The 26,062-nt window shown below is 67.7% G+C and carries 29 protein-coding genes; 14 read left to right on the forward strand and 15 right to left on the reverse strand.

Annotation, left to right across the window (positions count from 1 at the left end):
- The first annotated feature begins 45 nt into the window (after positions 1-45).
- The gene (locus tag M8859_RS16115) at positions 46-303 is read left to right on the forward strand and encodes a hypothetical protein (protein ID WP_159923336.1); all 258 of its coding nucleotides are present in this window, start codon (positions 46-48) and stop codon (positions 301-303) included.
- A 35-nt stretch (positions 304-338) separates the two neighbouring features.
- Here the strand turns inward: M8859_RS16115 and M8859_RS16120 are convergent, their stop codons facing one another.
- The 6 genes from M8859_RS16120 to M8859_RS16145 all read right to left on the reverse strand — a co-directional run bounded on the left by M8859_RS16120 (position 339) and on the right by M8859_RS16145 (position 5,576).
- Positions 339-743, reverse strand: a complete 405-nt coding sequence (locus tag M8859_RS16120; protein WP_159923338.1) for a nitroreductase family deazaflavin-dependent oxidoreductase — start codon at positions 741-743, stop codon at positions 339-341.
- Between the two features lie 96 nt (positions 744-839).
- Positions 840-1,679: an alpha/beta fold hydrolase gene (locus M8859_RS16125; RefSeq protein WP_249644475.1), complete on the reverse strand. Its 840-nt coding sequence runs from the start codon at positions 1,677-1,679 to the stop codon at positions 840-842.
- A 33-nt stretch (positions 1,680-1,712) separates the two neighbouring features.
- The gene (locus M8859_RS16130; RefSeq protein ID WP_159923342.1) at positions 1,713-2,009 is read right to left on the reverse strand and encodes a hypothetical protein; all 297 of its coding nucleotides are present in this window, start codon (positions 2,007-2,009) and stop codon (positions 1,713-1,715) included.
- Between the two features lie 100 nt (positions 2,010-2,109).
- Positions 2,110-2,835 (reverse strand): amino acid ABC transporter ATP-binding protein, encoded by a 726-nt coding sequence (locus M8859_RS16135; RefSeq protein WP_159923344.1) that lies wholly within the window; start codon positions 2,833-2,835, stop codon positions 2,110-2,112.
- Positions 2,836-4,632 (reverse strand): ABC transporter substrate-binding protein/permease, encoded by a 1,797-nt coding sequence (locus M8859_RS16140; protein ID WP_159923346.1) that lies wholly within the window; start codon positions 4,630-4,632, stop codon positions 2,836-2,838.
- Between the two features lie 149 nt (positions 4,633-4,781).
- A complete protein-coding gene (locus tag M8859_RS16145) occupies positions 4,782-5,576 on the reverse strand; it encodes an LLM class F420-dependent oxidoreductase (protein WP_195069749.1) in 795 nt (264 codons plus the stop codon).
- 155 nt (positions 5,577-5,731) lie between these two features.
- Between M8859_RS16145 and M8859_RS16150 the strand changes: the two genes are divergently transcribed.
- From M8859_RS16150 to M8859_RS16160, 3 genes are all read left to right on the forward strand, one after another.
- The gene (locus tag M8859_RS16150) at positions 5,732-6,985 is read left to right on the forward strand and encodes a PucR family transcriptional regulator (protein WP_159923350.1); all 1,254 of its coding nucleotides are present in this window, start codon (positions 5,732-5,734) and stop codon (positions 6,983-6,985) included.
- A 131-nt stretch (positions 6,986-7,116) separates the two neighbouring features.
- Positions 7,117-8,103: a phosphotriesterase family protein gene (locus M8859_RS16155; protein WP_195069937.1), complete on the forward strand. Its 987-nt coding sequence runs from the start codon at positions 7,117-7,119 to the stop codon at positions 8,101-8,103.
- Between the two features lie 91 nt (positions 8,104-8,194).
- On the forward strand, positions 8,195-9,274 hold the full coding sequence (locus M8859_RS16160; RefSeq protein WP_249644476.1) for an ABC transporter ATP-binding protein: 1,080 nt from the start codon (positions 8,195-8,197) through the stop codon (positions 9,272-9,274).
- Positions 9,275-9,331: 57 nt separating this feature from the next.
- Here the strand turns inward: M8859_RS16160 and M8859_RS16165 are convergent, their stop codons facing one another.
- Complete coding sequence (locus tag M8859_RS16165) at positions 9,332-9,892, reverse strand: winged helix-turn-helix transcriptional regulator (protein ID WP_195069936.1); 561 nt, start codon at positions 9,890-9,892, stop codon at positions 9,332-9,334.
- Positions 9,893-9,990: 98 nt separating this feature from the next.
- Between M8859_RS16165 and M8859_RS16170 the strand changes: the two genes are divergently transcribed.
- Positions 9,991-11,160: a thiolase family protein gene (locus M8859_RS16170; RefSeq protein ID WP_195069935.1), complete on the forward strand. Its 1,170-nt coding sequence runs from the start codon at positions 9,991-9,993 to the stop codon at positions 11,158-11,160.
- A 38-nt stretch (positions 11,161-11,198) separates the two neighbouring features.
- Here M8859_RS16170 and M8859_RS16175 read toward each other — a convergent pair whose 3' ends face one another.
- Positions 11,199-11,537, reverse strand: coding sequence for a hypothetical protein (locus M8859_RS16175; RefSeq protein WP_249644477.1), 339 nt, complete (start codon positions 11,535-11,537; stop codon positions 11,199-11,201).
- Positions 11,538-11,582: 45 nt separating this feature from the next.
- A complete protein-coding gene (locus tag M8859_RS16180; protein WP_195069933.1) occupies positions 11,583-11,984 on the reverse strand; it encodes a hypothetical protein in 402 nt (133 codons plus the stop codon).
- 104 nt (positions 11,985-12,088) lie between these two features.
- On the opposite strand from M8859_RS16180, the gene M8859_RS16185 reads away from it, so the two are divergent.
- Positions 12,089-13,072 carry an o-succinylbenzoate synthase gene (locus M8859_RS16185; RefSeq protein WP_195069932.1) on the forward strand — a complete coding sequence of 328 codons (984 nt, stop codon included), beginning with the start codon at positions 12,089-12,091 and terminating at the stop codon, positions 13,070-13,072.
- Between the two features lie 120 nt (positions 13,073-13,192).
- Here M8859_RS16185 and M8859_RS16190 read toward each other — a convergent pair whose 3' ends face one another.
- Both M8859_RS16190 and M8859_RS16195 read right to left on the reverse strand, forming a co-directional pair.
- Positions 13,193-13,705: a TIGR04338 family metallohydrolase gene (locus M8859_RS16190; protein WP_159923366.1), complete on the reverse strand. Its 513-nt coding sequence runs from the start codon at positions 13,703-13,705 to the stop codon at positions 13,193-13,195.
- A gap of 109 nt (positions 13,706-13,814) precedes the next feature.
- Complete coding sequence (locus M8859_RS16195) at positions 13,815-14,690, reverse strand: DUF2786 domain-containing protein (protein ID WP_249644478.1); 876 nt, start codon at positions 14,688-14,690, stop codon at positions 13,815-13,817.
- 121 nt (positions 14,691-14,811) lie between these two features.
- Here M8859_RS16195 and M8859_RS16200 point away from each other — a divergent pair, with 121 nt between their 5' ends.
- The 8 genes from M8859_RS16200 (at position 14,812) to M8859_RS16235 (ending at position 22,253) form a co-directional block, all read left to right on the forward strand.
- Complete coding sequence (locus tag M8859_RS16200; RefSeq protein ID WP_159923368.1) at positions 14,812-16,113, forward strand: ABC transporter substrate-binding protein; 1,302 nt, start codon at positions 14,812-14,814, stop codon at positions 16,111-16,113.
- Positions 16,114-16,210: 97 nt separating this feature from the next.
- Entirely contained in the window at positions 16,211-17,188 is a 978-nt protein-coding gene (locus tag M8859_RS16205) for a carbohydrate ABC transporter permease (protein ID WP_370523786.1), read from the forward strand.
- Positions 17,188-18,081, forward strand: coding sequence for a carbohydrate ABC transporter permease (locus M8859_RS16210; protein ID WP_249644479.1), 894 nt, complete (start codon positions 17,188-17,190; stop codon positions 18,079-18,081). The genes M8859_RS16205 and M8859_RS16210 overlap by 1 nt, the downstream gene beginning before the upstream one ends.
- A 186-nt stretch (positions 18,082-18,267) precedes the next feature.
- On the forward strand, positions 18,268-20,544 hold the full coding sequence (locus M8859_RS16215; protein WP_195069930.1) for a transglycosylase domain-containing protein: 2,277 nt from the start codon (positions 18,268-18,270) through the stop codon (positions 20,542-20,544).
- Positions 20,545-20,795: 251 nt separating this feature from the next.
- Positions 20,796-21,254: a GyrI-like domain-containing protein gene (locus M8859_RS16220; RefSeq protein ID WP_043734309.1), complete on the forward strand. Its 459-nt coding sequence runs from the start codon at positions 20,796-20,798 to the stop codon at positions 21,252-21,254.
- A gap of 9 nt (positions 21,255-21,263) precedes the next feature.
- Positions 21,264-21,689: a GyrI-like domain-containing protein gene (locus tag M8859_RS16225; RefSeq protein WP_159923374.1), complete on the forward strand. Its 426-nt coding sequence runs from the start codon at positions 21,264-21,266 to the stop codon at positions 21,687-21,689.
- 40 nt (positions 21,690-21,729) lie between these two features.
- The gene (locus tag M8859_RS16230; protein ID WP_159923376.1) at positions 21,730-21,987 is read left to right on the forward strand and encodes a type II toxin-antitoxin system Phd/YefM family antitoxin; all 258 of its coding nucleotides are present in this window, start codon (positions 21,730-21,732) and stop codon (positions 21,985-21,987) included.
- Positions 21,984-22,253 (forward strand): type II toxin-antitoxin system RelE family toxin, encoded by a 270-nt coding sequence (locus M8859_RS16235; RefSeq protein ID WP_159923378.1) that lies wholly within the window; start codon positions 21,984-21,986, stop codon positions 22,251-22,253. The genes M8859_RS16230 and M8859_RS16235 overlap by 4 nt, the downstream gene beginning before the upstream one ends.
- A gap of 62 nt (positions 22,254-22,315) precedes the next feature.
- Here the strand turns inward: M8859_RS16235 and M8859_RS16240 are convergent, their stop codons facing one another.
- The 4 genes from M8859_RS16240 to M8859_RS16255 form a co-directional block, all read right to left on the reverse strand.
- Positions 22,316-23,416, reverse strand: a complete 1,101-nt coding sequence (locus M8859_RS16240) for an inositol-3-phosphate synthase (RefSeq protein ID WP_195069928.1) — start codon at positions 23,414-23,416, stop codon at positions 22,316-22,318.
- A complete protein-coding gene (locus M8859_RS16245) occupies positions 23,409-23,966 on the reverse strand; it encodes a PadR family transcriptional regulator (protein ID WP_039803160.1) in 558 nt (185 codons plus the stop codon). Before M8859_RS16245 ends, M8859_RS16240 begins: the two co-directional genes overlap by 8 nt.
- A gap of 110 nt (positions 23,967-24,076) precedes the next feature.
- Positions 24,077-24,874: a DUF1707 SHOCT-like domain-containing protein gene (locus M8859_RS16250; RefSeq protein ID WP_159923382.1), complete on the reverse strand. Its 798-nt coding sequence runs from the start codon at positions 24,872-24,874 to the stop codon at positions 24,077-24,079.
- A 4-nt stretch (positions 24,875-24,878) separates the two neighbouring features.
- The gene (locus tag M8859_RS16255) at positions 24,879-25,991 is read right to left on the reverse strand and encodes a DUF1707 SHOCT-like domain-containing protein (protein ID WP_308221204.1); all 1,113 of its coding nucleotides are present in this window, start codon (positions 25,989-25,991) and stop codon (positions 24,879-24,881) included.
- Between the last annotated feature and the right edge of the window lie 71 nt (positions 25,992-26,062).

Consider the following 26,062-nt stretch of genomic DNA (forward strand, 5'->3'; position numbering starts at 1 on the left):
CACCAGTCGGATGACCGTTTCGACCGGCCTCTGAGGAGCCCACCAATGCGCTACTACGCCGTCTACGACAACGACGGAAACATCGCCACCATCCTCGGCCAACCCGACGACGCGCCGCCCCTGCGCCCCGCCGCCTTCGACCGGGGACAGCGGATCACCGAACTGGTTCTACCGGAAGGGGTCCTGGACCCCGCCGACCCGGACAACCTGACCGCCCTGCTCGCCCTGGTCGCGGACCGCCGAGCCGAGGCGACGGCTTCGCACCGGCCTTCCCGCACCCCTACCGACATGGGCGCCCGCTGATCGCGGGCCGATAGACGCGCGGCCTCGCCGCCTGGTCACGCCCGCGTGAGAGCGACCACCGGGATGACGCGCGAAGTCTTCATCTCGTGTTCGGCGAAGAACGGATAGGCGTTCTTCAGCATGGCCCAGGTGCGGGCCCGGTCGTCGCCGGTGAGTGGTGTGGCCAGCGCCGAATAGGTCTCGTCGTCCACCTCGACGGTGACGTGCGGGTCTTTTCGCAGGTTCAAGTACCAGTCGGGGTGTCGGGGGGCACCGATGTTCGAACCGACGACCAACAGGCGATCACTCTCGCGGTGGAACATCATCGGGGTGGTGTACGGGGCGCCGGTTCTGCGGCCGATCGTGGTCAGCAGGATGAGACGGTCGCGGCGCATGCCGTCGATCTCGCCGCCCGCTCGGAATTGAGCGATGGTTCGCCGATTGATCTCTTTGACGTCCACGGTTCACCTCCCTTGCTGTGGGGACGAGGCTCAGCTTTCCCTCCGGCCGCGCGCGCTGTCCGGGGAACGCCGGGATCAACGGCGCCGCCTGCGCGTTCAGTCGCGATGGGCGAGCAGGTGCTGCATCAGCAGCCGGGTCAGCGCCTCGGACGCTTCCTCCGGAACCCAGTGCGAGACGTCCTCGAGCATTTCGAATCGGTACGGACCGGACACGTATTTCCTGGTGGCCAGTGCCGCGGTGGACCCGAAGACAGCGTCCTCGGTGCCCCACACGTACAGGGTGGGAACGCACGCCGGGCCGATCGAACCCGCGAGAGGCATGGCGCGATACCAGTTCAGTGCCGCGGTGAGGGCGCCCGGCAGCGCCAACCTGCGTACATACTCCTCGACGCGTTCCTCCGGGATCTTCCACTCGAAGATCCGGCGCAGCGCGGCACCGTCGTCGGCGAGTAAGCCGCGCTCCGCGGTGCGCGGCTGACGCAGCGTCGTCAGGTGGTGGGACCGCTGCGCTTGGTCCTCGTCCTCGGCGATCGCCTGCTGGAGCGCGGCCGGGTGCGGATGCGACACCGCGCTGAACGTACGGACCCGCTCCGGCAGCTCGGCCGCCGTCGCCCATCCGACCTGCGCGCCGCAGTCGTGCCCGATCAGGTCGAAACGCTCCCACCCCAGCGCGTCGGCGATCGCCACCACGTCACCGACCAGTTCCTCCAGCCGGTACTCGGCGGCTCGCTCGGGTCGCACCCCGGGTGAGTATCCACGCTGATCGGGCGCTACGGCGTGGCACCCGCCGCCGCCCAGTGCGCCGAGCTGGAACTCCCACTCGCGCGCGCCCTCGGGAAACCCGTGCAGCAACAGCACCTCCCGGCCACCGGGGGCGCCGGCGGCCAGTACGTCGAAGGTTCCCGCCGCGGTGCGAATCTCGAGTTCGTCGATCACCCGCCCGACTCTAGAACCGGGTACCGACGGTCGTCAGTGCTCGTCGAAGTGTCCGTCGTGGGGGGCGTGGCGGTGGCCGTCGTGCACGTAGTCGACATGATCCCCGTGCTGGACGGCCTCGTGACCGCAGTTGGGGCCGTGCTGATGCGGATGATCGGAGCACTCGGTATGCCCGGACCGCTCGCATTCGTCGTAGTGACCTTGGTGTTCGCGGTGCAGATGACCATCGTGGGCGTAGTCGATGTGATCGCCGTGCTGGAACGCCGTGTGCCCGCAGTCGGGGCCGTGGACATGATCGTGGCCGGTGTGCTGCGCATGTGCTGTGGTCATCGAATTCCCCTCTTTCCTGGCGCGGACAGCTGGAATCGTGATGAGGAATACATTAGCAGATGCGCATCAATAGCGATTGCCTTGCGAGTGCTGACACGCCTCAGAGCACCTGGGACAGAAACCTCTGCAGTCTCGGCGTCTGCGCGTCGTCGAACAGGGCGTCGGGCGAGCCGGTTTCCACGACCTGCCCTTGATCCATGAAGACGACGCTGTCGGACACGGTGCGGGCGAAGCCCATCTCGTGCGTCACCACGACCATCGACATGCCGCCGGAAGCGAGGTCGGCCATCAGGGCGAGCACCCCCTTCACCAGCTCGGGGTCCAGGGCCGAGGTGGCCTCGTCGAAGAACATGATCTCCGGCCGCATCGCCAGCGCCCGCGCGATGGCGACACGCTGCTGTTGCCCGCCCGACAGATTGGCGGGCCGGGTATCGGCCTTGTCGGCCAAGCCGACGATCTCCAGTTGCTCGACCGCCAACGCCCGCGCCTGGTCCTTGGACAGGCCGCGCAACTTGCGTGGACCGAGCGCGACGTTCTCCGCGACGGTCTTGTGCGGAAACAGGTTGAATTGCTGGAACACCATGCCGATGCGCTGACGCAGCCGGTCCGGGTTCTCGGTGAGCACCGACTTGCCGTCCAGCAGCACGTCGCCCTGGTCCGGCTCGTACAGCCGGTTCAGCACGCGCAGCAGGGTCGACTTCCCCGACCCGGACGGCCCGATGACGGTGGCGGTCTTGCCCGCGTCGACGTGGATGTCGATCCCGCGCAGCACGTGGTTGTGCCCCAACGTCAGATGCAGTCCGGTACCGGTGAGGGAGGCACTCATCTATCCGCGCCCTTCCGTGATCGTGGCCGCCTCGACCTGGTCCAGCGGCCGGTCGGGTCGGCCGGTCCGCATTCGGCGGTCGATGTAGTTCACCAAGTGGGTGAGCGGGACGGTCAGGACCAGATAGACCAGTCCGGCGGCCACCAGTGGCGAGAGATTCCCGGTCTGCGCGTTGAGATCGCGGCCGACGGCGAACAGCTCGCGCTGGGTGGCGAGCAGGCCGAGGAAGTAGATCAGCGAGGAATCCTTGATGAGGGCGATGAACTGGTTCATCAAGGCCGGCAGCACTCGGCGCACCCCTTGCGGGATCACCACCAGCGTCATCGACTGGCGGTAACCGAAACCGATGGCGCGCGCCGCCTCCAGCTGACCGGCCTCGACGGATTGGATGCCGGAGCGGAAGATCTCGCCGATATACGCCGAGGCGAGCAACGCGAGCGCGACCGCACCGAGCCAGTACGGATTGTTGCCGGTGAGGTTGCGCACCACCGGGCCGACACCGAGACCGATCAGCAGGATGATCACCACGGCGGGCAGGCCGCGGAAGATGTCGGTGTACACCCGTGCGGGCCAGCGCAGCCACCGGGTTCGCGAGATACCGGCGACCGCGAGCAGCATGCCGATGGCGGTGCCGAGCGCACCCGAGACCACCGCCAGGATCAGCGTGTTCGGCAGGCCGGTCTTGATCAGTTCGGGGAAGGCCTTGCGGTACAGCGACCAGTCGAAGAACGTGTCCTTCAGCTGCCGCAAGGTGGATTTCGGCGCGTTCTGCTCGATCCGTCCCGGTTGCTCGTCCGCGGCGAGCGCGGCGAAGTCCGGCAGCTGCGGTGCGGGTGCGGCCTTGGAACCGGGCTTCCAGCCCGGAGGCAGCTGCCGTGGCACCCAGTCGCTGTAGAGCTTGGCGTAGGTTCCGTCCGCGATCACCGCGTCCAGGCCGCTGTTGAGCGCATCGATCAGCGGTTGGTTGTTCTTGGCGACCGCGTATCCGACGAAGTTGTCCAGGCTGAAGGTGTTCTGCGACACCGACGTTCCGTCACCCGGCTCGATCGCGCCTTCCGCTTGGGCGGACGGTGCGACCCATGCGTCCACCTGACCGGACTTCAAGTTCGCATAGGCGGTGTTGTAGTCCGGGAACTTCACCGGATCCAGCCCCAGCTGGTTCACCACGAACTCGTCCTGCACCGTGCCCTGGACCACGGCGACCCGAGTGCCCCGATCGAGATCGGAGAACTCCTTGATCGGGCTGCCGTTCGCCACCACCAGGGAGAAGTAACCGAAGTCGTAGCCGTTGGTGAAACCGACCAGCTGCCGCCGCGCGTCGGTGGTGGTGATGTTGGAGGAGCCGACGTCGAAGCGGCCGCCGGACACCTGGGCGAGCAGCCCGGCGAACTCCGTGCCGGAGAACTCCACCTGGAGACCGAGCTTGGCGCCGATCGCCTTCAGCAACTCGTTGTCGAAACCGGTGAACGCGCCCTGCCGGTCGACGCAGATGCTCGGCGGGGCGTCCGACAGCGTGCCGACGCTGAGCTTTCCGGGCGTGATCAAGCCGAGCTTCGAGACATCGATCGAGTTCAGCGGCACGGTGCTCGCCGTGGTGTAGCGGTCGCTGCCCGCGGCGGCCGAGGAGGCCAGGTTGGTGGGCGCGGCCGAGGCGGCGGCCAGGCCGGGCGGTGCGCAGAGATTGCGCTCCGTCGCCGAGTCCTCGGAGCCGGAGCCGCACGCCGTCGCGCTGAGACCGACGGCAAGCAATATCACGGCGATCAACGCACGAGAACGCACAACGGGCACAACAGCCATGACGGACAACCCTAGCCGTGAAAATCTGCTAATCCACAGCTACCCCTGGGGTCGGGCCACGATCAGCCATGCCCGCGCGGTGGGTCGCCGGTTTCGATCATCCTGAGCCGAACTCCATGCGGGCCCCGCCCCGGTCGGCGGCAATCCGCTCAGGCCAGTCCACTGAGCGGTTCCGGATTGACCTCGTCGCGCCACCGGACGGCGGTCTGGACCTCGGCCAGGTCGTAGGCCGGTCCGCTGATCCCGATGGTGAACGTCGTCACGCCCGCGTCTACGAAGGCGGGCGCCTTCTCCAAGCCGGGCCACTGCACGGAGCGCTCGATGCGCGCCTGGTCGGTGCCGACGGCGGCGCAGTGCTCGGCGAGCACCTTGTTCTTGCGCGCGAGCACATCCAGGTCGGCGAAGGTGTGCCACATATCGGCGTACTGCGCGACCAGCCGCAACGTCTTCTTCTCACCGCCTCCCCCGATCAGGATCGGCAGGTCGCGGATCGGGCGCGGCTCGAGTTTCGGGAGCCGGGCGCTGACCCGGGCCAAGGTCTCCTTCAACAGCGCCAGCCTGCTACCCGGGGTGCCGAAGTCGTAGCCGTACTCGTCGTAGTCCTTTTGGAACCAGCCCGCGCCGAGCCCCAGAATCAGCCGGCCGCCGCTGATGTGGTCGACCGTGCGCGCCATATCGGCCAGCAGGTCCGGATTGCGGTAACCGCCGCCGGTGACCAGCGCGCCGATCTCCACGCGCTCGGTCTGCTCGGCGAACGCGCCCAGCATCGTCCAGCACTCGAAGTGCGCGCCGTCGGGATCGCCGGTGAGCGGGTAGAAGTGGTCCCAGTTGAACACGATGTCGACACCCGCGTCCTCGCAGCGCAACACCGCGTCGCGGATGAGCCAGTATTCGGGCGCGTGCTGCGGCTGGAGCTGGACTCCGATACGAACTGGACGACTCATCACATGCTCCTCGTCGCTCGGCCTGCCCCCGTCCCGAGGCTACCGGCGCGGTCTGGTTCCCGCAGGCAGGCGCCCGCTGCCTCCGGCACGCGACGACGCGCCCGGCGCGGGCTAGGTTGGGGAGGCGATGCCCAGCCTGCGGAGGAGGTGTCGGGGTGGCCGACCGCGATGACGAGGTGGTTCGCGCGGTCGTCTCGGCGATTCTGCGTGATCGCGAGCAGCTGATCGCCGAGTTGTCGGCGATCATCCGCGCACAGGTCGAGGCGCTCGACCTGGACGCCCGGCTCCGCGATCTGTTCGAAGCGGGCACCACCGACAATTTGATTTCTGTTCTCGACTTCGTCCAGAACGACGCCGCCGAGCACGAGGTGCACGCCCCGGCCCGAGCGCTGGTGTACGCGCGGACCCTCGCCCAGCGTGATGTCCCGTTGTCGGCGCTGATTCGCGCGTACCGCGTTGGGCAGGCCGGTTTTCTCGATCTCGCGATGCGCTACGCCGTGGACCTGGGCGGTCCCGACAGCGCGGCGGCCATCATCCGGATCGTCAACCGCACGGCGGTGTACATCGACCGGGTCTGCGAGCACGTCGGGGTGGCGTACGAACAGGAACGCGACCGGTGGGTGGGCAGTCGCAGCGGACTGCGACAGGAATGGGTGGCCCGGGTACTCGACGGCTCGGCCGACGACATCGGCCAGGCCGAGCAAGTGCTGCGCTATCCCCTCACCGGCCACCACGTCGCGGTGAACGCCTGGACCGATCCGCAGCTGTCGGCACGGACCGCGTTGGATGTCCTCGATGCCGTTCGCGCGGCGCTGGCTCCGCTGTTCGGCAACCCGCGCAGGGCGTTGCTGGTGCCGACCGACGAACGGGAAGTTCGGCTGTGGTTCTCGGCTTCCCGTGACCTGACGATCGATGCCGACGCCATCGAGAGCTCGCTGGCGGCCATGTCGCTGCCGGTCCGGGTGGCGGTAGGCGGGCTCGGCGCAGGCGTGGCGGGTTTCCGTCGCAGCCTGCGCCAAGCCGACCGAGTTCGCGAACTCGTGCTGCTCGCCGGTCCGGGGGCGCCCCGGGCGGTGTCACACGATCAGGTGGCAGCCGTCGCGCTGATGAGCGGCGACATAGAGGAACTGCGTCGATTCGTGGCCGACTGCCTGGGCGAGCTGGTCACCGACGACCAACGCAATCTCTGGCTGCGCGAAACCCTGCGTGTGTTCCTCGCCAACAACCGCAGTTACGCCGCGGCGGCCCAGGAATTGGCCGTGCACCGCAACACCATTCAGTACCGGGTGCGGCAGGCGCTCGACCTGATCGGTCACACCTTCGACGATCACGACCGCACGCTCCATCTGCACCTGGCGTTGCAGGCCGCGCGCTGGCTCGGGCCGGCGGTACTGCACCGAGCTCATTGATCCGAGCCGCGCCGCTCTGTGCGCTGCGCACGAAAGTTGTACATAGTTTCAGCGTCAGCGAATATGGCCTGCCTCACATTCCGGTTCGTAGCATTCCTCCGAACAGGCAGCTGAGATGAGGAGAAACCGCTGTGTCAACGCTGGAAACCGCGCGCGGGCCGATCGACACCACCGACCTCGGGGTGACGTTGATGCATGAGCATGTCTTCGTGCTCACGGGGGATATCCACCAGAACTATCCGGCCGAATGGGGCTCGGAAGAAGAACGTATCGCCGACGCCGTGCGGCGGTTGCGGGCCGCGTACGACGCGGGCGTCCGCACGGTCGTCGATCTGACGGTGGTCGGGCTGGGTCGCTACATTCCGCGGATTCAGCGGATCGCCGAGCAGTTGCCGCTGAACCTCGTGGTCGCGACCGGGGTCTACACCTATGACGATGTCCCCTTCTTCTTCCACTACCGCGGGCCCGCGTTGAACGAGATAGTCGGCGCGCAGGTCCCCGACCCGATGGTCGACATGTTCGTCGGCGACATCCGCGACGGCATCGCGGGCACGGGGGTGAAGGCGGGCATGCTGAAGTGCGCGATCGATCGGCAAGGGCTGACCGCGGGCGTCGAACGGGTGATGCGCGCGATCGCCAGGGCCCATCTCGAGACCGGCGTTCCGATCACCGTGCACACCCATCCGGAGTCGCGGACCGGGCTCGACGTCAAGCGCGTGATGTGCGACGAGGAAGGCGTCGACCCGGGCCGCATCGTGCTCGGTCACAGCGGCGACACCACCGATTGCGATCACCTCGCCGAGTTGGCCGATGCGGGCTTCGTCCTCGGCATGGACCGCTTCGGCATCAACCTCGACACCACCTTCGAAGCCCGCGCGGACACCCTGATCGAGATGGTGCGCCGCGGCTACACCGACCGAATGGTGCTCTCCCAGGACGCCAGCTGCTACCTCGACTGGATCGAGCCCGCCGCCATGGCCGCCCTGCCGCAATGGCACTACACCCACCTGTTCGACGACGTGTTCCCCTACGTGCTCGAACGCGGCGTCACCGAGAAACAGATCGACACCATGCTCGTCGACGTCCCGCGCGCGTTCTTCGAGGCGCGAACACGCTGACATGGCCCGTCCCCGACCGGCCGGATAGTATCGCCGGACCCTTACTCGGATCGTCCGGCACGTTCCTGCCGGGATGGGATGTGAATTCGTCATGGCCACTGTGACCTTCGAGAACGCGACGCGGCTCTACCCGAGTTCCGCCAAACCCGCGGTGGATCGGTTGAACCTGGAGATCGAGGACGGTGAGTTCCTCGTTCTGGTCGGTCCCTCCGGCTGCGGGAAGTCGACTTCGCTGCGCATGCTCGCCGGACTGGAGGACGTCAACGGCGGCCGCATCCTGATCGGCGACAAGGACGTGACGCACGCCGAGCCGAAGGAGCGCGACATCGCCATGGTGTTCCAGAACTACGCGCTCTACCCGCACATGACCGTCGCGGAGAACATGGGATTCGCGTTGAAGCTGGCCAAGGTCGCCAAGGCGGAGAAGCAGAAGAGGGTCCTGGAGGCGGCCAAGCTGCTCGATCTGGAGCCCTACCTGGATCGCAAGCCGAAGGCTCTGTCCGGCGGCCAGCGACAGCGGGTCGCGATGGGCCGCGCGATCGTGCGCCAGCCGCAGGTGTTCCTGATGGACGAGCCGCTGTCCAACCTGGACGCCAAGCTGCGCGTGCAAACCCGCACCCAGATCGCCCAGTTGCAGCGCAGGCTCGCCACCACCACGGTGTACGTCACCCACGACCAGGTCGAGGCCATGACGATGGGCGACCGGGTAGCCGTACTGAAGGACGGCCTGTTGCAGCAGTGCGCCACGCCGCGCGACCTCTACCGCGATCCGGCCAACGTGTTCGTCGCGGGATTCATGGGCTCACCGGCCATGAACCTGTTCACGCTCCCGGTCGCCGACGGCCGGGTCGAGCTGGGCGGGCACGCGCTCGCGCTGCCGCGATCGGTCGCGGACGAGGCCGGAGCCACCGTGACGGTCGGTATCCGGCCGGAGCACTTCGAGCTGGGCGACGGCTCCGGCATCGAGATGGAGGTCGACGTGGTGGAGGAACTCGGATCCGACGCCTACATCTACGGCCGCACCATCGTCGATGGCGGCTCCGGCGGCGGGGAAACCATTGTGGCGCGCGCGGATTGGCGCAATCCGCCCGCGAAGGGCGCCCGGCTGCGGCTGTCCACCGACCCGGAGCACATCTACTTCTTCGACACCGACGGGCGCCGGCTCAACTGAGCACGCCGCCGAGAGGCCCGCTCCTCAGCCGAAGCGCGGTGAGCGGGCCCGCGGCGATCAGGGCGTCGCGTCCGTTCGGCGGCCTTTCTCCGCTTCGGCATCGCCCGAGCGACGTTCGCGCGACTGCTGGACGTACTCCTGGTTGAGCCGCACGCCCAGTTCCTCGAGTTCGAGTTCGCGGCCGGATTCGCTGCGCACCTGAACCCGCACCGGAGCGCCGGTCGCCTCCTCGACCAAGAGCAGCGGCGCCGGCCCCGGCTGCAAGTAGGCATCGCCCCACTGCATGAGCGCGAGCACGGCGGGTAGCAGATCCCGTCCCATCCGGGTGAGCACGTATTCGTGCCTAGTGCGCTTGCCTTCCTCTTGGTACGGCTGTTTCGCCAGCACACCCGCCTCGGTGAGGTTGCGCAACTGGGCGGCGGCGGCCGCGTCCGTGATTCCGACCCGGCTGGCGAAACCGTCGAACCGCCGGGTCCCGTAGTACGCCTCGCGCAGGATTAGCACCGCCGAACGGGTGCCGACGATGTCGAGCGCTTTGGCGATCGAGCATTCCTCGGCTTTCCACGAACTCAGATCGGCCAACGGTCCTTCCATCACTGCTGCCATGACGAACATCATAACCGAGCTGACTTGCTTCAACTATTGCCAGGTGTACTCTGACTATGTGTTGATAGAGCCAGGCATGGTGGCCGGGCTCTCCTCCGGAAGGAAGCACCATGAGAGACGCGGTGATTGTCGAGGCGGTACGCACCCCGATCGGCAAAGGCAAGCCGAACGGCGCACTGCACAACGTTAACGCGGTGGATCTGCTGGCCCACAGCCTGCGCGAGGTGGTGGACCGCAGCGGCATCGATCCCGCACTCATCGACGACGTGATCGGCGGCGTGGTCACACAGTTCGGTGAGCAGGGCGCGAATATGACCAGGCGGGCCGCGCTGGCCGCCGGCTATCCCGAATCCGTCCCGGCGACCACGGTCGACCGGCAGTGCGGCAGCAGCCAGCAGGCGATCCACTTCGCCGCGCAAGGCGTGATCGCGGGCGCTTACGACATCGTGGTCGCGGCGGGCGTGGAGTCGATGGGCCGGATTCCCATGGGCGCCAACCTGGTCGGCGCGCAGGACATCTCCGGGGTCGGTTTCGCCGAGCGATACCCGGAGGGCCTGGTGTCGCAGGGCATCAGCGCCGAGCTGATCGCCGCCAAGTGGGGCCTGACCCGCGGCCAACTGGACGAGTTCGCGCTCGCCAGCCACGAGAAGGCGGCGCTGGCCACCAAGAACGGGCTGTTCGCCGAAGAACTCGCGCCGATCAACGGACTCGCCACCGACGAGGGCATCCGGGTCGGCAGCACCTTGGAGACGCTGGCCGCACTCCGCCCGGCGTATTACGACCCGGCCATGGCCGCCCGCTTCCCGCAGATCGGCTGGGAGATCACGGCCGCCTCCGCCAGTCAGGTCAGCGACGGCAGCGCGGCGGTGCTCATCATGACCAGCGAGCGCGCCGAGCAACTCGGGCTGAAGCCGCTCGCCCGGCTGCACAGCTTCGCGGTGGCCGGTGACGACCCGCTGTTCATGCTCACCGCGGTGATCCCGGCGACCGAGAAAGTGTTGCGACGCGCCGGTCTGCGACTGTCCGACATCGACCTGTTCGAGATCAATGAAGCTTTCTCCCCGGTAGTGCTGGCCTGGGCGCACGACACCGGCGCAGACCTGGCGAAAGTCAACGTCAACGGCGGCGCGATCGCCATCGGACACCCGCTCGGAGCGTCCGGCGCCCGCCTGATGACCACCCTGGTGCACGCCATGCAGGACCGCGGCGCCCGCTACGGTCTGCAAACCATGTGCGAGGCAGGCGGTCTGGCGAACGCCACCATCATCGAACGAATCTGAGTGGTCGCGTGGTACCCGTCCCGGGACGGGTACCACGCTCAAATCGATACGAGCACTATGGCGATCAGGAAGCCGAGCAGCCAGGATTCGAGGATCAGCGGTACGGCGATGAGCGGGGTCCAGGCGATGGGCCTGCCGTGGCGCACTTTCTCCAGCGCCGAGACGACCGCCGCGAGAACCGATGCCGCTATGCCTGCCCAGGCGAGGACCTGCGCCCAGGGCAGATACCCGACGCCGCGGCCGTCGCGGCCGTCGCGGCCGAGCACATCGTAGAGCGGAACGAAAGACGCGATCAGCCAGGCGAGTCCGAAGACGATCACCCAACCCAGCGCCACGCGCAGGGCATCGGTCATTCGCCGCCGGAACTGCCGCGCCATACCTTCAGCATGACGGGCCTTCGCCCGCATGGCATCTCGACAGGCTCAGTGTCCCGTGTGCACCTGGGACGCCAGCGCCAGGCCACCGCAGAACGAGGCGACGATCAGCGCCATCGCGAGCATCGGCCAATACCACATGTACCAGCGCTTGACCGCGGCCACGATGAGCATCGCGGTCACGCCGACAATCGCGAACGCGGTGCCGCCCCAGGACACCGCGAACGCCCAGCCGAGGTAGTCGGTGCGACAGTTGTCCGGACCGCACGGATCGGTGGCGAAGGCGAAGAAGACGGTGAAGTAGGCGGCGGCCAGGCCGAGCGCCGCCGCGACGCAGTACAGCGAGACCGCGAGCACGACATCCCAGGTCCGCACCGGCTGCCGCGCGCCGGGGTGCGCGGGCATGCCGTGCTGCGGCGGCCAGGGCTGCGGGGTACCGGTCTGAATCATGCTCTGACGATCCCGCTCAGCACGCGATGGCGCCTGCGGGAAAGTACTCGAGTCCGCATGCGCAATCCCCGATCCGCGGCAGCGGCCGAATAGGCTGGGTGGCGATGAGCGACTCCGCAGCGCAGAACATCGTCTACGCCATTCCGATGCGCACCCGTTTCCGTGGCATCACGGTGCGCGAGGGAATGCTGATCCGGGGACCGCTCGGGTGGGGTGAATTCTGCCCGTTTCCCGAATACGACGATCGGGAGGCCGCCGCCTGGTTGTCCACCGCCTTGGAGCAGGTGACGACAGGCTGGCCCGAGCCGGTGCGGGATCGGATCCCGATCAACTGCACCGTGCCTGCCGTGGACGCGGAGCAGGCGCACGCGATCGTGGCCCGCTCCGGCTGCCGCACCGCCAAGGTGAAGGTCGCCGACCACCCCGAATCGCTCACGGAGGATCTGGCCCGGGTGGAGGCGGTGCGCGACGCGCTCGGCTCCGGCGGCGCCATCCGGGTCGACGCCAACGCGGTCTGGGATGTCGACACCGCCGTGCGCCACATCCAGCGGATCGATAAGGCCGCGGGCGGGCTGGAGTACGTCGAACAGCCGTGCCGGACCATCGAGGAACTCGCCGCGGTGCGCCGCCGCGTCGACGTCCGCATCGCCGCCGACGAATCCATCCGCCGCGCCGAAGACCCGCTGCGGGTCGCGGTCGCCGGGGCTGCGGACATCGCCGTCCTCAAGTGCACGCCGCTGGGCGGCGTCCGCCGCGCCCTCCAGGTGGCGGAGGCGGCGGGACTGCCCTGCGTGGTCTCCTCCGCCTTGGAGACCAGCGTCGGCCTCGCCGCGCAACTGGCGCTGGCCGGCGCGCTTCCCGAACTCGATTTCGCCTGCGGTCTGGGGACTTCGAGTCTGCTCACCGGTGACGTGACGCCGGGATTGCTGCGCCCCTCGGACGGTTATCTCCCGGTCCTGCGCACCCCGCCCCAGCCTGACCCCGAACTGATGGAACATCACCGTCATCCCGACCCCGCGCGCACGGCGTGGTGGCGGGAGCGGTTGGCCCGCGTCACCGCCTTGGTCGCACCGGCCCCGCCTCCCTGACAGCGCGAGAATCGCCCACCAACGGCAACACACGCCGGCCTGTGACGCCGGTCGTCGTTCCGGTCAGCGCGTCGCGCCACACACCATCGGTCCGAGACTCGGCGATGCACCGGCGGTCGCTCACCCGATTCGGACGCCGCAGCCGAGCATCGTCGTCCGCAAGAGCAACGCCGCCTCCGGGCCGACGACGCCGTCCACCAGTTCCACGTATCGGTCGCAGAATTCGGGGCCGTGCGCGGCCGCCGACCCGGGGACCGATTCCAGGTGGTGCGCCAGTTCGTGCAGGATGACCAATTCCCGCAGCGCCCAGGCGGTGCCGCCGGTGTGCAGCGGAACCGCGAGGACGCCCTCGGCCGCCTCGTAGTGCGCAGCGGTGCTCCCCGCACGCGAGCGGACGCGCACGGCCACCGCGGCCCGTTCCCAGCGCGCCCGCACCCAATTGAGCGCCAGCACCTTGTCGGTATAGCTCTGCACGGATTCCACCGACGCGAAACGGCGCTCGATCGGCAAGGTGAGCTGCGAGCCGTAGAGCTCGACGGTGCGCACACCGTGCTCGTCTGCCCGATCGAACACCCCGCGGACCAGCTGCTCGGCGTCGTAGACCTTGGCGCGCTGGCTGTCGCGCACGGTCATCGCCGCGACGCCGCTCTCGCGGCGAGCATCAGCCGGTTGCCGAGCTGCGCCGACCGCGCCGCGTGCGGGCCACCCGATCGCCCAGTCCAGCTCGTGATATCCACGCTGGTCAACCGCCCTCGGAGGAGGTCAACTTCCTACGGGCGGCCGGAAGCTCGGGCGCGGTCCCGATTCGGGCGGCCCGGCCCGCGCGATCCCCCGCCGCCCGCGCCGCCGCCGAATGTCCCGCCGACGTCTGCGGCCCGCGCCAGGTGCCGCGCGCCTCCGACGTCCGGGCGTAGAAATCTGTGAGCTCGATCTCTTTGTCGCGCAACGCGAGCGCGGTGCCGACCACTTCGGTGTCGCCCGGCAATACCTCCGCTTCGACCCCCGCCTTTTCGACCTCCGCCTTTTCGACCTCCGCCTTCACCTCGGCCAGCCGCCGCCCGATCCGCGCCGCGAACGCCATCTGGAAGTTCAGCCGCGCCGTCACGCCCGCGACCGGCGCCTGCACCCGGCGCCGGACCTGGCGACCCCACCGCTTCTCCACCACGATCTTCTCGACGGTGGCCGATCGGTAGGCGCCGGACTTGATGTACTGGTCGGACGCGCGCACCATCTGCACGAGCAGACTGGCGTAGAGCGCCTCGCAAGTATCGATGTCGGAGTCGAATCCATAGGCGTAGACCTGCGTCGAAGTCCTGGCGACATCACAACGCACGTCGTTGGCCGCCGCGATCGCGACGAACAACTGCACGTAGGTGCGCAAGCCGCGCTTGCCCGGCTCGCCGATCGGGATGATCCGCTGCACCGGGGTGGGCCTGCGCTCGCGTCCCACGAAATGCGCCCGCGCCACCGCGAGGTCGATGGACGACTTCGTGGCCAGTCGCTGAGCCGCGGCGAGGAACGCTTCGGCCTCGTGCTCGTTGTCGGTGGACTCGGCCTTGCGCAGCAGCCCGCCGATGCGTGTGAGCAGCCGGTCGGGTACCGCGTTCGGCGAAGTCATCACGGCCAAGCGTAGCGAGCACTTCCCGCCACTCTCCCGCACGCCGTATCGACACCATGTATCTTGCCTTGTGCACCGGCAGGGTGTGCTGCCGCTCACGAATGATTCTGGAGTGTTTGCGATGGCTGTGAAGAAGGTGTCGTCTCTACGTTCGTCGCTCGTGCCACGGGCCGCGGTCGCGGTCGCATCGGTCGGGCTGCTGACCGCGACGTTCACCAGTGCCTGCTCCAGCGACAGCGGCGGCAGCCCGACCAGCCAGAACCTGACCGGGCGCGGCCCGATCACCTACGTCGAGGGCAAGGACACCACTGAGACCGGCGCGGTCAAGCAGCTGATCGAGCGCTGGAACGCCGCGCACCCGGACGAGCCGGTGACGTTCAAGGAGCAGTCGAACGACGCCTCACAGCAGTACGACGACCTGGTCGAGCACATGCGCTCCAAGCAGTCCAACTACGACGTGGTCGCCCTGGACGTGCCGTGGACCGCCGAGTTCGCCGCCAAGGGCTGGCTCCAGCCGCTGAAGGACTCCTTCGCCATCGACACCAGCGCGCTGCTGTCCCCGCCGGTCGCCAGCGCCACCTACAACAACACGCTCTACGCCGCGCCGCGCAACACCAACGGCGGCCTGCTGTTCTACCGCAAGGACCTGGTGCCGAACCCGCCCAAGACCTGGAACGAACTGCTGGCCCAGTGCCCCATCGCGCGCCAGCAGAACATCGGGTGCTACGCGGGCCAGTTCGCACCCTACGAGGGCCTGACCGTGAACGCGGCCGAGGTCATCAACGCCTACGGCGGCAGCTTCGTCGGCGCCGACGGCAAGACCCCCACGGTGAACAGCCCGCAGTCCCGCGCCGGACTGAAGGTCCTGGTCGACGCGTACAACAACGGCGACATCCCCAAAGAGGCCATCACGTTCAAGGAGCCGGAATCCAGCAACGCCTTCGCGCAGGGCAAGCTACTGTTCCTGCGCTCGTGGCCGTCCACCTTCGGTGACGTCGGCGGCGAGGCCTCCGCCGTGAAGGACAAGTTCGCGGTCGCTCCGCTGCCCGGCGAGAACGGCGTCGGCGCCTCCACCCTCGGCGGCTACAACGCGGGGATCAGCGCGTACTCCAAGAACAAGGCCACCGCGCTGGACTTCCTGCGCTTCCTGATCAGCGAGGACGCCCAGCACATCGTCGCCTCCGGCGCGCTGCCCTCGGTGCGCGCGTCCATGTACGACGATCCGGCGCTGATCGCGAAGATGCCGTACCTGCCCGCGCTCAAGGACTCCATCGCCAGCGCGGTGCCGCGCCCGGTCACCCCGTTCTATCCCGCGGTGTCCAAGGCCATCCAGGACAACGCTTATGCTGCGTTGAACGGAACCAAGTCCGTCGACGACGCGATCACGGGTATGCAAAAGGGCATCGAGACCGCCGGATCGTGAGCCGTTGAGCACAACGGACCCGACGAACGAACCCGCAGGAGAGAGAACGGTGTCGGATCCTTCGGGAACGGCGGCCAGCGTGCCGAAAGACGAGTTCATTCCGGCCGAGCGTGGCCGAGCCGCGACGATAGCCTCGGAGTTGCGGCGTTCCGGGAAAGCCTGGCTCTTCGTCACGCCCGTGCTGATCGCGCTGGCGGTCGTCATCGGATATCCCGTGTTCCGGGCGCTGTGGATGTCCTTCCAGAAGGACGCCGGGCTCGACCCCGCGACCGGCATGTTCGTCGAAGGCGGCAACGCCGGGTTCTCCAACTACACGCACTGGCTGCTGCAACAGTGCCAGGTCGTCACGGGCGGGACCGTGCCGTGCCCGACCGGCAACCTCGGCTCGCAATTCTGGATGGCCATCGGGATCACGCTGTTCTTCACGGTCGTGACCGTCGCACTGGAAGCGACACTGGGCCTGGGCATGGCCATGGTGATGGGCAAGACCTTCCGCGGCAGGGCGCTGCTGCGCGCCGCCGTGCTGATCCCGTGGGCCATCCCGACCGCCGTCACCGCGCGGTTGTGGGAGTTCATGTTCCAGTACGACGGCGTGGTGAACCGCGTGCTCGGCACGCACATCCTGTGGACCTCCGACGCGTGGCCGGCCCGATTCGCGGTGATCGCGGCCGACGTATGGAAGACCACGCCGTTCATGGCGTTGTTGCTGCTGGCCGGTCTGCAAGTGATCCCGGCCGACGTGTACGAGGCGGCTCGCGTCGACGGCGCGTCGGCCTGGCAGCGGTTCACCCAGATCACGCTGCCGCTGCTGAAGCCCGCGCTGCTGGTCGCGGTGCTGTTCCGGACCATGGACGCGCTGCGGATGTACGACCTGCCCGCGATCATGACGCTGGGCAACCCGTCCACCCGCACGGTGTCGATTCTTGTGGTCGATCAGGTCCGGCAAGGCCCCAACAGCGCGGCCGCGTTGTCGACGATCACCTTCCTTTTGATTTTCGCCGTGGCGTTCGTGCTGGTGAAGATTCTGGGCGCCAACGCGGTTCGCACCCAGGAAGAACAGCGGGAGGCGCACTGATGTCCGTGCAGACGGCGGAGAAGCCCGTGACCGACAAGCCCGCCGCGCAGCCGGTTTCATGGACCAAGCGCTTCGGCTCGGTGCGGCTGTATCTCGGCGCGCTGATCGTGCTCGTCTGGGGGCTCGCGCCGTTCTACTGGATGGCGGTGACCGCCTTCCGCGACCCCGACTACACCTTCGACAACACCCCATGGCCGACGCACATCACGTTGGAGAACTTCCGCAACGCGTTCGACACCAGTCGCGGCAACAACTTCGGCAAGGCGCTGGTCAACAGCATGATCCTCGGCTCGATCACCACGGTGATCGCGCTGGTGATCGGCGTGTTCGCCGCCTACGCGCTGGCCCGCCTCACCTTCCGCGGCAAGTACGTGGTGTCCGGACTGATCCTCAGCGCCTCGATGTTCCCGGTCGTCGTGCTGGTGACCCCGCTGTTCCAGCTCTTCACCAGTCTCGGCTGGATCGGCGAGTACCAGGCGATGATCATTCCGAACATCTCGTTCGTGCTGCCGATGACGGTCTACATCCTCGCCTCCTTCTTCGCCGAACTGCCGTGGGAACTCGAAGAAGCCGCGCGAATCGACGGCGCCACCAAGATGCAGGCGTTCCGTCTGGTCATGCTGCCTTTGGCCGCCCCCGCCGTATTCACCACCGCGATCCTCGCGTTCATCGCGGCGGTCAACGAATACCTGCTGGCACGTCTGCTTTCCAGCGACAAGACCGAACCGGTCACCGTCGCGATCGCCCGCTTCTCCGGCAACAATCCGCTGGTGCAGCCGTACGCCGCGATCATGGCGGCGGGCACCATGGTCACCATCCCGCTGGTCATCATGGTGCTGCTCTTCCAGCGCCGGATCATCTCGGGGCTCACCGCGGGCGGCGTCAAGAGCTGAGTTTTCGGCCGCGCGGGCGCGGCGGGTTCGACGCGAGTGAGTGTCGGCGCGCAACGACTGTTCTCGGGGCGTGTCAACAGCCCGGAAAGTGGAAAGTCCGCTTGTGATGAACGGGGTAAACTTCCCTTCTCGATGCTCTTTTCCGTTCGTTCGTGCAGGTGAGTTCGTCCGACGCTCCGGGAGGAGATGATCGTGAGCTCGTTCCGCAAACCGCGAGAACGTAGACGCGGCGCCAAGGGGACACCCCCTACCGCACCGTATGCCTCGATCGCCGGCTGGACCGAGCGGCCGAATGCGGCGAGACCGACCGCGCGGACTCGGCGCGAACGCATGGCGGCCCGCCGGAAGGCGAACGCGCCCACCGCGCGCCCGGCGGCGCCGCCGAATCGGCCGCCGCGCAGCAGGGCCGAACGTGTGCGCCGCCTGCTGCTCGCTTTGTTCATCATCTTCGGGGTGCTGCCCGCACTGCTGTCGGTCCTGGCGTACTGGAGCGCGGAGATCCCCGATCCCGATGCGGTACAGACGAATCAGACCGCGACCATCTTCGCCGCCGACGGCAGCACGGTGATCGCGAAAATCGTGCCGCCGGACGGGAACCGGACACCGGTGCCGTTGTCCGACGTGCCGCAGCCCGTGCGCGACGCGGTGCTGTCCGCGGAGGACCGCAATTTCTACACCAATCCCGGTTATTCGACTTCCGGTTTTCTGCGCGCCGTGCGAGACAATCTGCTCGGCAAGGACAACGCGGGCGGCGGCTCCACGATCACCCAGCAGTACGTGAAGAACGCGTTCCTCGGCTCGGAGCGCACGGTCACACGCAAGATGCGCGAGCTGATCATCGCGGCGAAGATGGCGCGGCAGTGGAGCAAAGACGACATCCTCGCCGCCTACCTCAACACCATCTACTACGGCCGGGGGGCCTACGGCATCGCCGCGGCGGCCAAGGTCTACTTCGACAAACAGGTGAACCAGCTGACCCTCGCCGACGGCGCGGTGCTCGCGGCGCTGATCCGTACGCCCTCGATCCTGGACCCGGAAACCCATCTCCCGCAGTTGAAGGAGCGCTGGCGGTACGTGCTCGACGGGATGGTGGAGATGGACGTGCTCGCGCCGGGTGATCGAGACGCGACCACCTTTCCGCCGATCATCCCGCTGACGCAGATCCCGGACGACGACGTGGCCCGCGGACCGGAGGGCCTGATCCGCAACCAGGTGGTGCGCGAGCTGCGCGACTCGGGCATCAGCGAACGCGAGTTGAACAAGGGCGCTTTACACATCACCACCACCATCGACGCGAAGGTTCAGCAGGCGGTCCTGGGCGCGGTGCGCGACCGGCTCGGTCCGCAGCCACCGGAATTGCGCGCCGCGGTGGTGTCGATCGATCCGCGCTCCGGTGCGGTGCGCGCCTACTTCGGCGGCTACGACGGCATCGGCTTCGACTTCGCCCAGGCGCCGTTGCAGACCGGCTCGGCGTTCAAGGTCTTCGCGGCGATCGCCGCGCAGCAGCAGAGCATTCCGCTGTCGCGTGTACTCGACAGCTCGCCGGTGAGCGACCGCGGTACCCGGATCACCAACGTGGACGGCGAATCCTGCGGCAAATGCACCATGGCCGAGGCGCTGAAGCGGTCGCTGAACACCAGCTTCTACCGGTTGACCATGACGATGTTCGACGGGCCGCAGGCCATCGCGGACGCGGCGCACGCGGCCGGTATCCCGGAAGAACTGCCGGGCGTGCCTGGTAAGACGCTTACCGAGGACGGCGGGAAACCGCTGAACGGGATCGTCCTCGGGCAGTATCTGGTCCGGCCCATCGACATGGCCTCGGCCTACGCCACGATCGGCGCCTCAGGTGTGTACCACCGCCCCTATTTCGTGCAGCGGGTGGTGACCGGCGACGGACGAGTGCTCCTGGATCGCGGTGATCAACAGGTCGGCGAGCAGCTTCCCGGCGGCGAACAGCGCATCCCCCGGACGATCGCGGAGAAAACCGTCGAGGCGATGCTCCCGATCGCGGCGTACTCCAACGGGCACGCGCTGAAGAACAACCGGCCCTCGGCCGCCAAGACCGGTACCACGCAGCTCGGCGAGAGCGACCTGAACAAAGACGCGTGGATGATCGGTTTCACCCCGTCGCTGTCCACGGCGGTGTGGATCGGAACCGAGCGCTCGCAACCGATCCGCACCGCACGCGGCGCCGACATCTACGGCTCCGGCCTGCCCGCCGACATCTGGAAGCAGGTCATGGACGACGCACTCGACGGCACACCCATCGAACAATTCGCTGGGACGCAGGCCCCGGCCCGGCCGAATCAGAGCAAGACGCCTTCCGGCGGGCCCTACGACATCCTCAATCCTCCGCAGCGGTCACCGCAGCGTGAGCCCGGAGTCGACATCCCGCCCAGCGCGCAACCGCCTAGAGAGGTGGAGATTTTTCCGGGACTGAGCATTCCGGTTCCTGGATAGCGACAATGCTGTGACCTTCCGTCGCCCGGTGGAACGCATGACGTGGCAGCATCGTTTGCCAGAGTGAGAGCGAACAGCGAGTGTGTCGGCACGGGCCGACGCCGAAACCGCGCAAACGATGCGGAAGGATATGCGCTCGAGCGACGACAGCGCGGCGCGAGCGACGGGCCCGGAGGCGGTAGCCTGCGTCACCATGGAGGGCACCGGGAGCGACGCCGATTGAAGACAGACGAGACATAGGGGCTACGCCGGTGGATTTCAATGTCGTTGACCAACCCGAGACGCTGGTGGCGGGAACAGTGCTTCGCAGCCCCGCGCTCGCGGTCGAGGGGCCGCGCCGCGCGAAAGTCGAAGAGGCGTGGAAGCGCAACCTGGCCCGCAAGCTGCCCGGACCGCCGACCACGGCGTATGTCGACCACGCGCCGGAGATCAATTCGTACCTGACCCATATCGTCGGCTACCGCTGCCACAGCCTGGCCGACCTGCTGCCCGGCGACGTGCTCGCCCGGGTGCCCGCCGGGCGCTTCGCCCGGTTCATCGCCAGCGGCGACAATCTCGGCGACACCATCGTGAGCATCTGGCGAGCGGTGTGGGACGCGGAGGCCGCGGGGCGGCTCGTGCGCGCCTACACCGGCGACTGGGAACACTATCCCGACGCACGGACGGTGGAAGTCTTCGTGGCATTGGCAGACGATCAGGGCAACGGGTAGGAACAGACAGTGGACTTCGAGATCGTCACATTGCCGCAGAGCATGGTCGCGGGCCTGACCGTGCCGTTGGCAGGCCGTGAGGTGACCGCGCGTGACCTCGACCTGGTGAACTTCACCTGGGATCGGTATCTGGCACGGGAGAAGAACGTGCCGCGGGTGGCCGCCTACATCGGCCAGAACGATCACGCCGTCGCGGTACTCGGCTACGAGATCGGCTCGATGGAGGAGCTGGACGACGGCGACGTGCTCACCATCATCCCGCAGGGCCGCTACGCCAAGTTCGTCGTCGCCGACAAGCCCTACGACCTGCTGCGCACCGCCTGGGCGCAGGTGGCGAAGGCCGAGAACGCGGGAACCATCACCCGCTCGCACACCGCCGAGGTCGAGCGCTACACAGGCCCCGCCTCGGTGGAGGTCTACGTCTCGCTGGACTGACGCACACTGATGTGTACACGATCACGTGTACACTTCAGGTATGTCGGAGATCAGTATCCGGGAGCTGCGCGCCAACCTCGCCGCTCACATCCGTGAAGCCGAATCCGGCGAGCAGGTGATCATCTTGCGAGACGGCGCGCCCGCCGCGGCGCTGGTGCCGTTGTCCATGGTCGAGGCGTTCGATGCGGCCGAGGACGAACTTCTCGCGCGTGAAGCCGAGGTCAGGCTCGCGGCCGACGAGCGGACCTTCACCATGGCGGAGGTGCTGGCCGAGCTCTTCGAGGACGACCCGAGGTGAAGTACCGCTTCCGCTTCCTGGAGTCCGCGCGCCGAGAACTCCGCGCCATCGAGCGTCCGGACGCGATGCGGATCCTGACCGCGCTCACAGCACTGGGCGATGACCCCTACGCTCCCGGGCTGGACGTGAAGAAGTTGTCGGGCCACGATGACCTGTTCCGCCTGCGGGTCGGCAGATATCGGGTCGCCTACCGGGTGGACAACGGCGTGCTCGTGATCCTCGTGGTGAAGGTCGGCTGGCGAAAAGACGTCTACCGCGGCCTGTAGATCAACGGGAGGTCGGCCGAGAGCATTTCGCCTTCGGCCGACCTCGTGCCCTGGTGCGGTGCTTATTCCGCGCCGATGATGAACGCTTCCAGTTGGGTGCGCGCGATGTCGTCGGCGAGCTGCTGGGGCGGGGACTTCATCAGGTAGGCCGAGGCCGGGATGACCGGTCCGCCGATGCCGCGGTCCTTGGCGATCTTCGCCGCGCGCACGGCGTCGATGATGATGCCAGCGGAGTTGGGCGAGTCCCACACCTCGAGCTTGTACTCCAGGTTCAGCGGCACGTCGCCGAAGGCGCGGCCCTCGAGGCGGACGTATGCCCACTTGCGGTCGTCGAGCCAGCCGACGTGGTCGGACGGGCCGATGTGCACGTCGTTGGCGCCGAGTTCCTTCTTCAGGTTGCTGGTGACGGCCTGAGTCTTGGAGATCTTCTTCGACTCCAAGCGCTCACGCTCGAGCATGTTCTTGAAGTCCATGTTGCCGCCGACGTTGAGCTGCATGGTGCGGTCGAGCTGCACACCGCGATCCTCGAACAACTTGGCCATCACGCGGTGGGTGATGGTCGCGCCGACCTGGCTCTTGATGTCGTCACCGACGATCGGCACACCGGCATCGGTGAACTTCTGCGCCCAGACCGGGTCGGAGGCGATGAACACCGGCAGCGCGTTGACGAACGCGACGCCCGCGTCGATGGCGCACTGCGCGTAGAACTTGTCGGCCTCCTCCGAACCCACCGGCAGGTAGGACACCAGCACGTCGACGTTGTTGTCCTTCAGCACCCGCACCACGTCGACCGGCTCGGCCTCCGACAGCTCGATGGTCTCCGCGTAGTACTTGCCGATGCCGTCGAGGGTCGGACCGCGCTGCACGACGACGTCGCTGGGCGGCACGTCGGAGATCTTGATCGTGTTGTTCTCGCTGGCGAAGATCGCCTCGGCCAGGTCGAAGCCGACCTTCTTCGCGTCCACGTCGAACGCGGCGACGAACTTGACGTCGCGGACGTGGTAGGGCCCGAACTTCACGTGCATCAGGCCGGGAACGGTCGCGGACTCGTCCGCGTCCCGGTAGTACTGCACGCCCTGGACCAGCGAAGAGGCGCAGTTACCCACACCTACGATGGCGACGCGAACCTCTGTGGCGTTGTCAGCCTTCTCGATGTCACTCATGGCCGATATTTCCCTCTTTCTGTGGTGCCGCCTTCGTCGATTGCTCCGCCGCAATCAACTCGTTGAGCCAGCGCACTTCGCGCTCGCTTGATTCGAGCCCGAGTTGATGAAGCTGCCGGGTGTAGCGATCCAGCGACCCGCTGGCTTTCTTTATCGCCTCCCGGAGCCCCTCTCGGCGCTCCTCGACTTGACGCCGCCTGCCCTCCAGGATCCGCATCCGCGCTTCCGCGGGAGTGCGGCTGAAGAAAGCCAGATGAACGCCGAAGCCGTCGTCGGTGTAGTTCTGCGGTCCGGTGTCGGCGAGCAGCTCGCTGAACCGCTCCCGCCCGGCCGGAGTCAGTTGGTAGACCCGTCGCGCACGGCGTGTCGTCGCGCCCGCGGGGATCTCCTCGGCGATCAGCCCGTCCGCCTGCATCCGCCGCAGCGTCGGATAGAGCGATCCGTAGGAGAAGGCCCGAAACGCCCCGAGCAGGCCGGTCAGCCGCTTGCGCAGCTCGTACCCGTGCATGGGCGCCTCGAGGAGCAGCCCGAGGATTGCCAATTCGAGCACGGGCTTCACCCCCTGACTGTGTTCAGACCTAACCGATGGATACGACTTCCCACTATATCGGAGCGATACATCTGTGCACAGTCGTCGTCCACGGGTGGACGCCGTTCGGGTCAGCGAGAGGGCGGAAAGACTCCGAGCGGCTCGCCCGCGAAGTCGACCTCCACGTACCCGGATACGCCGCCTTTGTCTTTGACGTAGATATTCAGCACAGGACCGTGGTCGATCGTGCCGAGCGAGTCGAATTCCACGATGATGTGGGTGATCACGCCGTCCGGGGACTTCACCGTCTGCGGCGCGCCCGCCAGCAGCCGGGCGATCATCGGCACGTCGACGGTGGCGAGGTCGAAAGTGCGAGTCCCCGGTTTGCGCTCGGAGGTCGACGAGGCGCGAAAGCCGCCGTTGTAACGATAGTCGCTGGTCTCGGAGGCGCGGCCGGGTGTCTGCCGATCCACCAGCGCGTACTCCGGATACAGCGTGACCTCGTCGGCGACCAGATCGCCGAACTCGGCTCGGTACTCCGCGAGGAAATGCGCCAGACCGGCCCCGGTGGTCAGATCGGGAACGTTCTCCGAGGACCCGGGCAGACCGACGCCGCAACGGCTGATCGCCCCGACCATCGCTCCCGCCACCAAGGCGGCGGTGATCATCGAGACCGGCGCCATCCAGCGCCGCGGACGACGCCGGTCCACGCGGACCACCGGGGCGTTCGCCAGTTCGTCCGGAATCTGCAGATCACCGATCAACGCGTCGAGGTCGCCGAAGGACTTGGCGCGCATGGCCTCGGCAGTCCGCGCCGCGTGCTCGTCGGCGGTGAGCTGTCCCTCGGCCAGCGCCGTGTCGAGCAGTCCGCACACGTCGGCGCGGTCGGTGTCGCGGGCGCGGATGCCGCTGTATCGGGTTGTCGCCATTGCCCTATCCCTCGAACGGCCAGACGCGGCGAACCTCGCCCGCCGGGGTCATCATGAAGTGGCCGTTCTCCTTGACGGAGTTGCTCACAAAGACCTCGATGATGGGTTGCCCGGCGGGAATGCCGTACTGGCCGTAGTACCTGACGTCGTTCACGCTCACCGCGAAATGCGATACGGCGCCGCCGGGAACCCGGGTGATGGCGGCCGCGTCCGCGAGCGCTCGACCGATCGCCTCCACGTTCAACAGGCCCAGATCCACCGACGGGGTGTCGGCCTTGCGCGTGGTGATCTCGCGGGACTGCGTGAAACCTCCGCGATAGTCGTACTCGACCTTCCGGTTGGGTTGGCCGGGCACCGCCCGGGCGAACGAGGCGTGCTGGGGGTGCATGGTCAGTTCGTCTACTCGGAGGTCCCCGAACTTCCGCTGGTAGTTACGCAGGAAGACGGCGACCCCGTCGGCGGTGACCAAACTCGGCGTTTCGATCACCAGCGGCTCTACCGCCCCGAGGTTCATCGCGGGCACGGCTTGCGCGGCGTGGCTCGGTTCCTCCGCCGCCCGGGTGACGGCGAGAAATCCGGCGCAGGCCGCCAGGACCGCGGCCACCGTGACCGTGCCCAGGTACCACTGGCGGCGGCGTGAACGCGGCGGACGGGGCACGGGAGCGACCTTGCCGGGTCGCTGCAGGTCGGCGACCAGATCCGCCAGGTCCCCCAGGGTGCGCGCCTCCGCGGCGAGTTCGGTCAGCGTGTCGTGCTCTTCCTCGGACAGCTGGCCGTCGGCGCGGGCGAGGTCGAGCAGCTCGCGAGTAGTGGCGCGATCGGCATCGCGCGCCCTGGTGTGACCGGGATAACTTCCTTTGGATCCCTGGGGGCGCAACGTTTTTCGCGTGGGCGATGAGCGATCCACGGCGAACCCCCCGGCGGCGGCGGGGGTTTGCAGGTCGGCGGTGAGCGCGGCCAGTTCGCCGAGCGTTTTCGCCCCTGCGGCCTGCGCGATTCGGTCGTGGTACTCGTCGGCGCCGAGCTGTCCCTCGGCGTAGGCGGCATCCAGCAGACTGGACGCGCCTGCGCGGTCGAGGTCACGCGCTCGCGTGCGCCCGGATGCTGCGGTGGACACAGTCGGATGGTAGTCCTAGCAACGGCGCGACGCGCCGCTTCGCGGCTCGATCCGAAGCGGTCAATCCGCAC

It is taken from the genome of Nocardia sputi (assembly GCF_023501985.1).

What these genes read in the sequence shown, in the direction of transcription:
- M8859_RS16240 (WP_195069928.1), bottom strand. Translation starts at nt 23,416, where the DNA reads ATGAGTGACATCGAGAAGGCTGACAACGCCACAGAGGTTCGCGTCGCC.
- M8859_RS16175 (WP_249644477.1), bottom strand. Translation starts at nt 11,537, where the DNA reads ATGGCGCGGCAGTTCCGGCGGCGAATGACCGATGCCCTGCGCGTGGCG.
- M8859_RS16230 (WP_159923376.1), top strand. Translation starts at nt 21,730, where the DNA reads ATGTCGGAGATCAGTATCCGGGAGCTGCGCGCCAACCTCGCCGCTCAC.
- M8859_RS16210 (WP_249644479.1), top strand. Translation starts at nt 17,188, where the DNA reads ATGTCCGTGCAGACGGCGGAGAAGCCCGTGACCGACAAGCCCGCCGCG.
- M8859_RS16145 (WP_195069749.1), bottom strand. Translation starts at nt 5,576, where the DNA reads ATGAGTCGTCCAGTTCGTATCGGAGTCCAGCTCCAGCCGCAGCACGCG.
- M8859_RS16185 (WP_195069932.1), top strand. Translation starts at nt 12,089, where the DNA reads ATGAGCGACTCCGCAGCGCAGAACATCGTCTACGCCATTCCGATGCGC.
- M8859_RS16115 (WP_159923336.1), top strand. Translation starts at nt 46, where the DNA reads ATGCGCTACTACGCCGTCTACGACAACGACGGAAACATCGCCACCATC.
- M8859_RS16215 (WP_195069930.1), top strand. Translation starts at nt 18,268, where the DNA reads ATGATCGTGAGCTCGTTCCGCAAACCGCGAGAACGTAGACGCGGCGCC.
- M8859_RS16135 (WP_159923344.1), bottom strand. Translation starts at nt 2,835, where the DNA reads ATGAGTGCCTCCCTCACCGGTACCGGACTGCATCTGACGTTGGGGCAC.
- M8859_RS16180 (WP_195069933.1), bottom strand. Translation starts at nt 11,984, where the DNA reads ATGATTCAGACCGGTACCCCGCAGCCCTGGCCGCCGCAGCACGGCATG.
- M8859_RS16190 (WP_159923366.1), bottom strand. Translation starts at nt 13,705, where the DNA reads ATGACCGTGCGCGACAGCCAGCGCGCCAAGGTCTACGACGCCGAGCAG.
- M8859_RS16200 (WP_159923368.1), top strand. Translation starts at nt 14,812, where the DNA reads ATGGCTGTGAAGAAGGTGTCGTCTCTACGTTCGTCGCTCGTGCCACGG.
- M8859_RS16140 (WP_159923346.1), bottom strand. Translation starts at nt 4,632, where the DNA reads ATGGCTGTTGTGCCCGTTGTGCGTTCTCGTGCGTTGATCGCCGTGATA.
- M8859_RS16130 (WP_159923342.1), bottom strand. Translation starts at nt 2,009, where the DNA reads ATGACCACAGCACATGCGCAGCACACCGGCCACGATCATGTCCACGGC.
- M8859_RS16250 (WP_159923382.1), bottom strand. Translation starts at nt 24,874, where the DNA reads ATGGCGACAACCCGATACAGCGGCATCCGCGCCCGCGACACCGACCGC.
- M8859_RS16195 (WP_249644478.1), bottom strand. Translation starts at nt 14,690, where the DNA reads ATGACTTCGCCGAACGCGGTACCCGACCGGCTGCTCACACGCATCGGC.
- M8859_RS16170 (WP_195069935.1), top strand. Translation starts at nt 9,991, where the DNA reads ATGAGAGACGCGGTGATTGTCGAGGCGGTACGCACCCCGATCGGCAAA.
- M8859_RS16165 (WP_195069936.1), bottom strand. Translation starts at nt 9,892, where the DNA reads ATGATGTTCGTCATGGCAGCAGTGATGGAAGGACCGTTGGCCGATCTG.
- M8859_RS16160 (WP_249644476.1), top strand. Translation starts at nt 8,195, where the DNA reads ATGGCCACTGTGACCTTCGAGAACGCGACGCGGCTCTACCCGAGTTCC.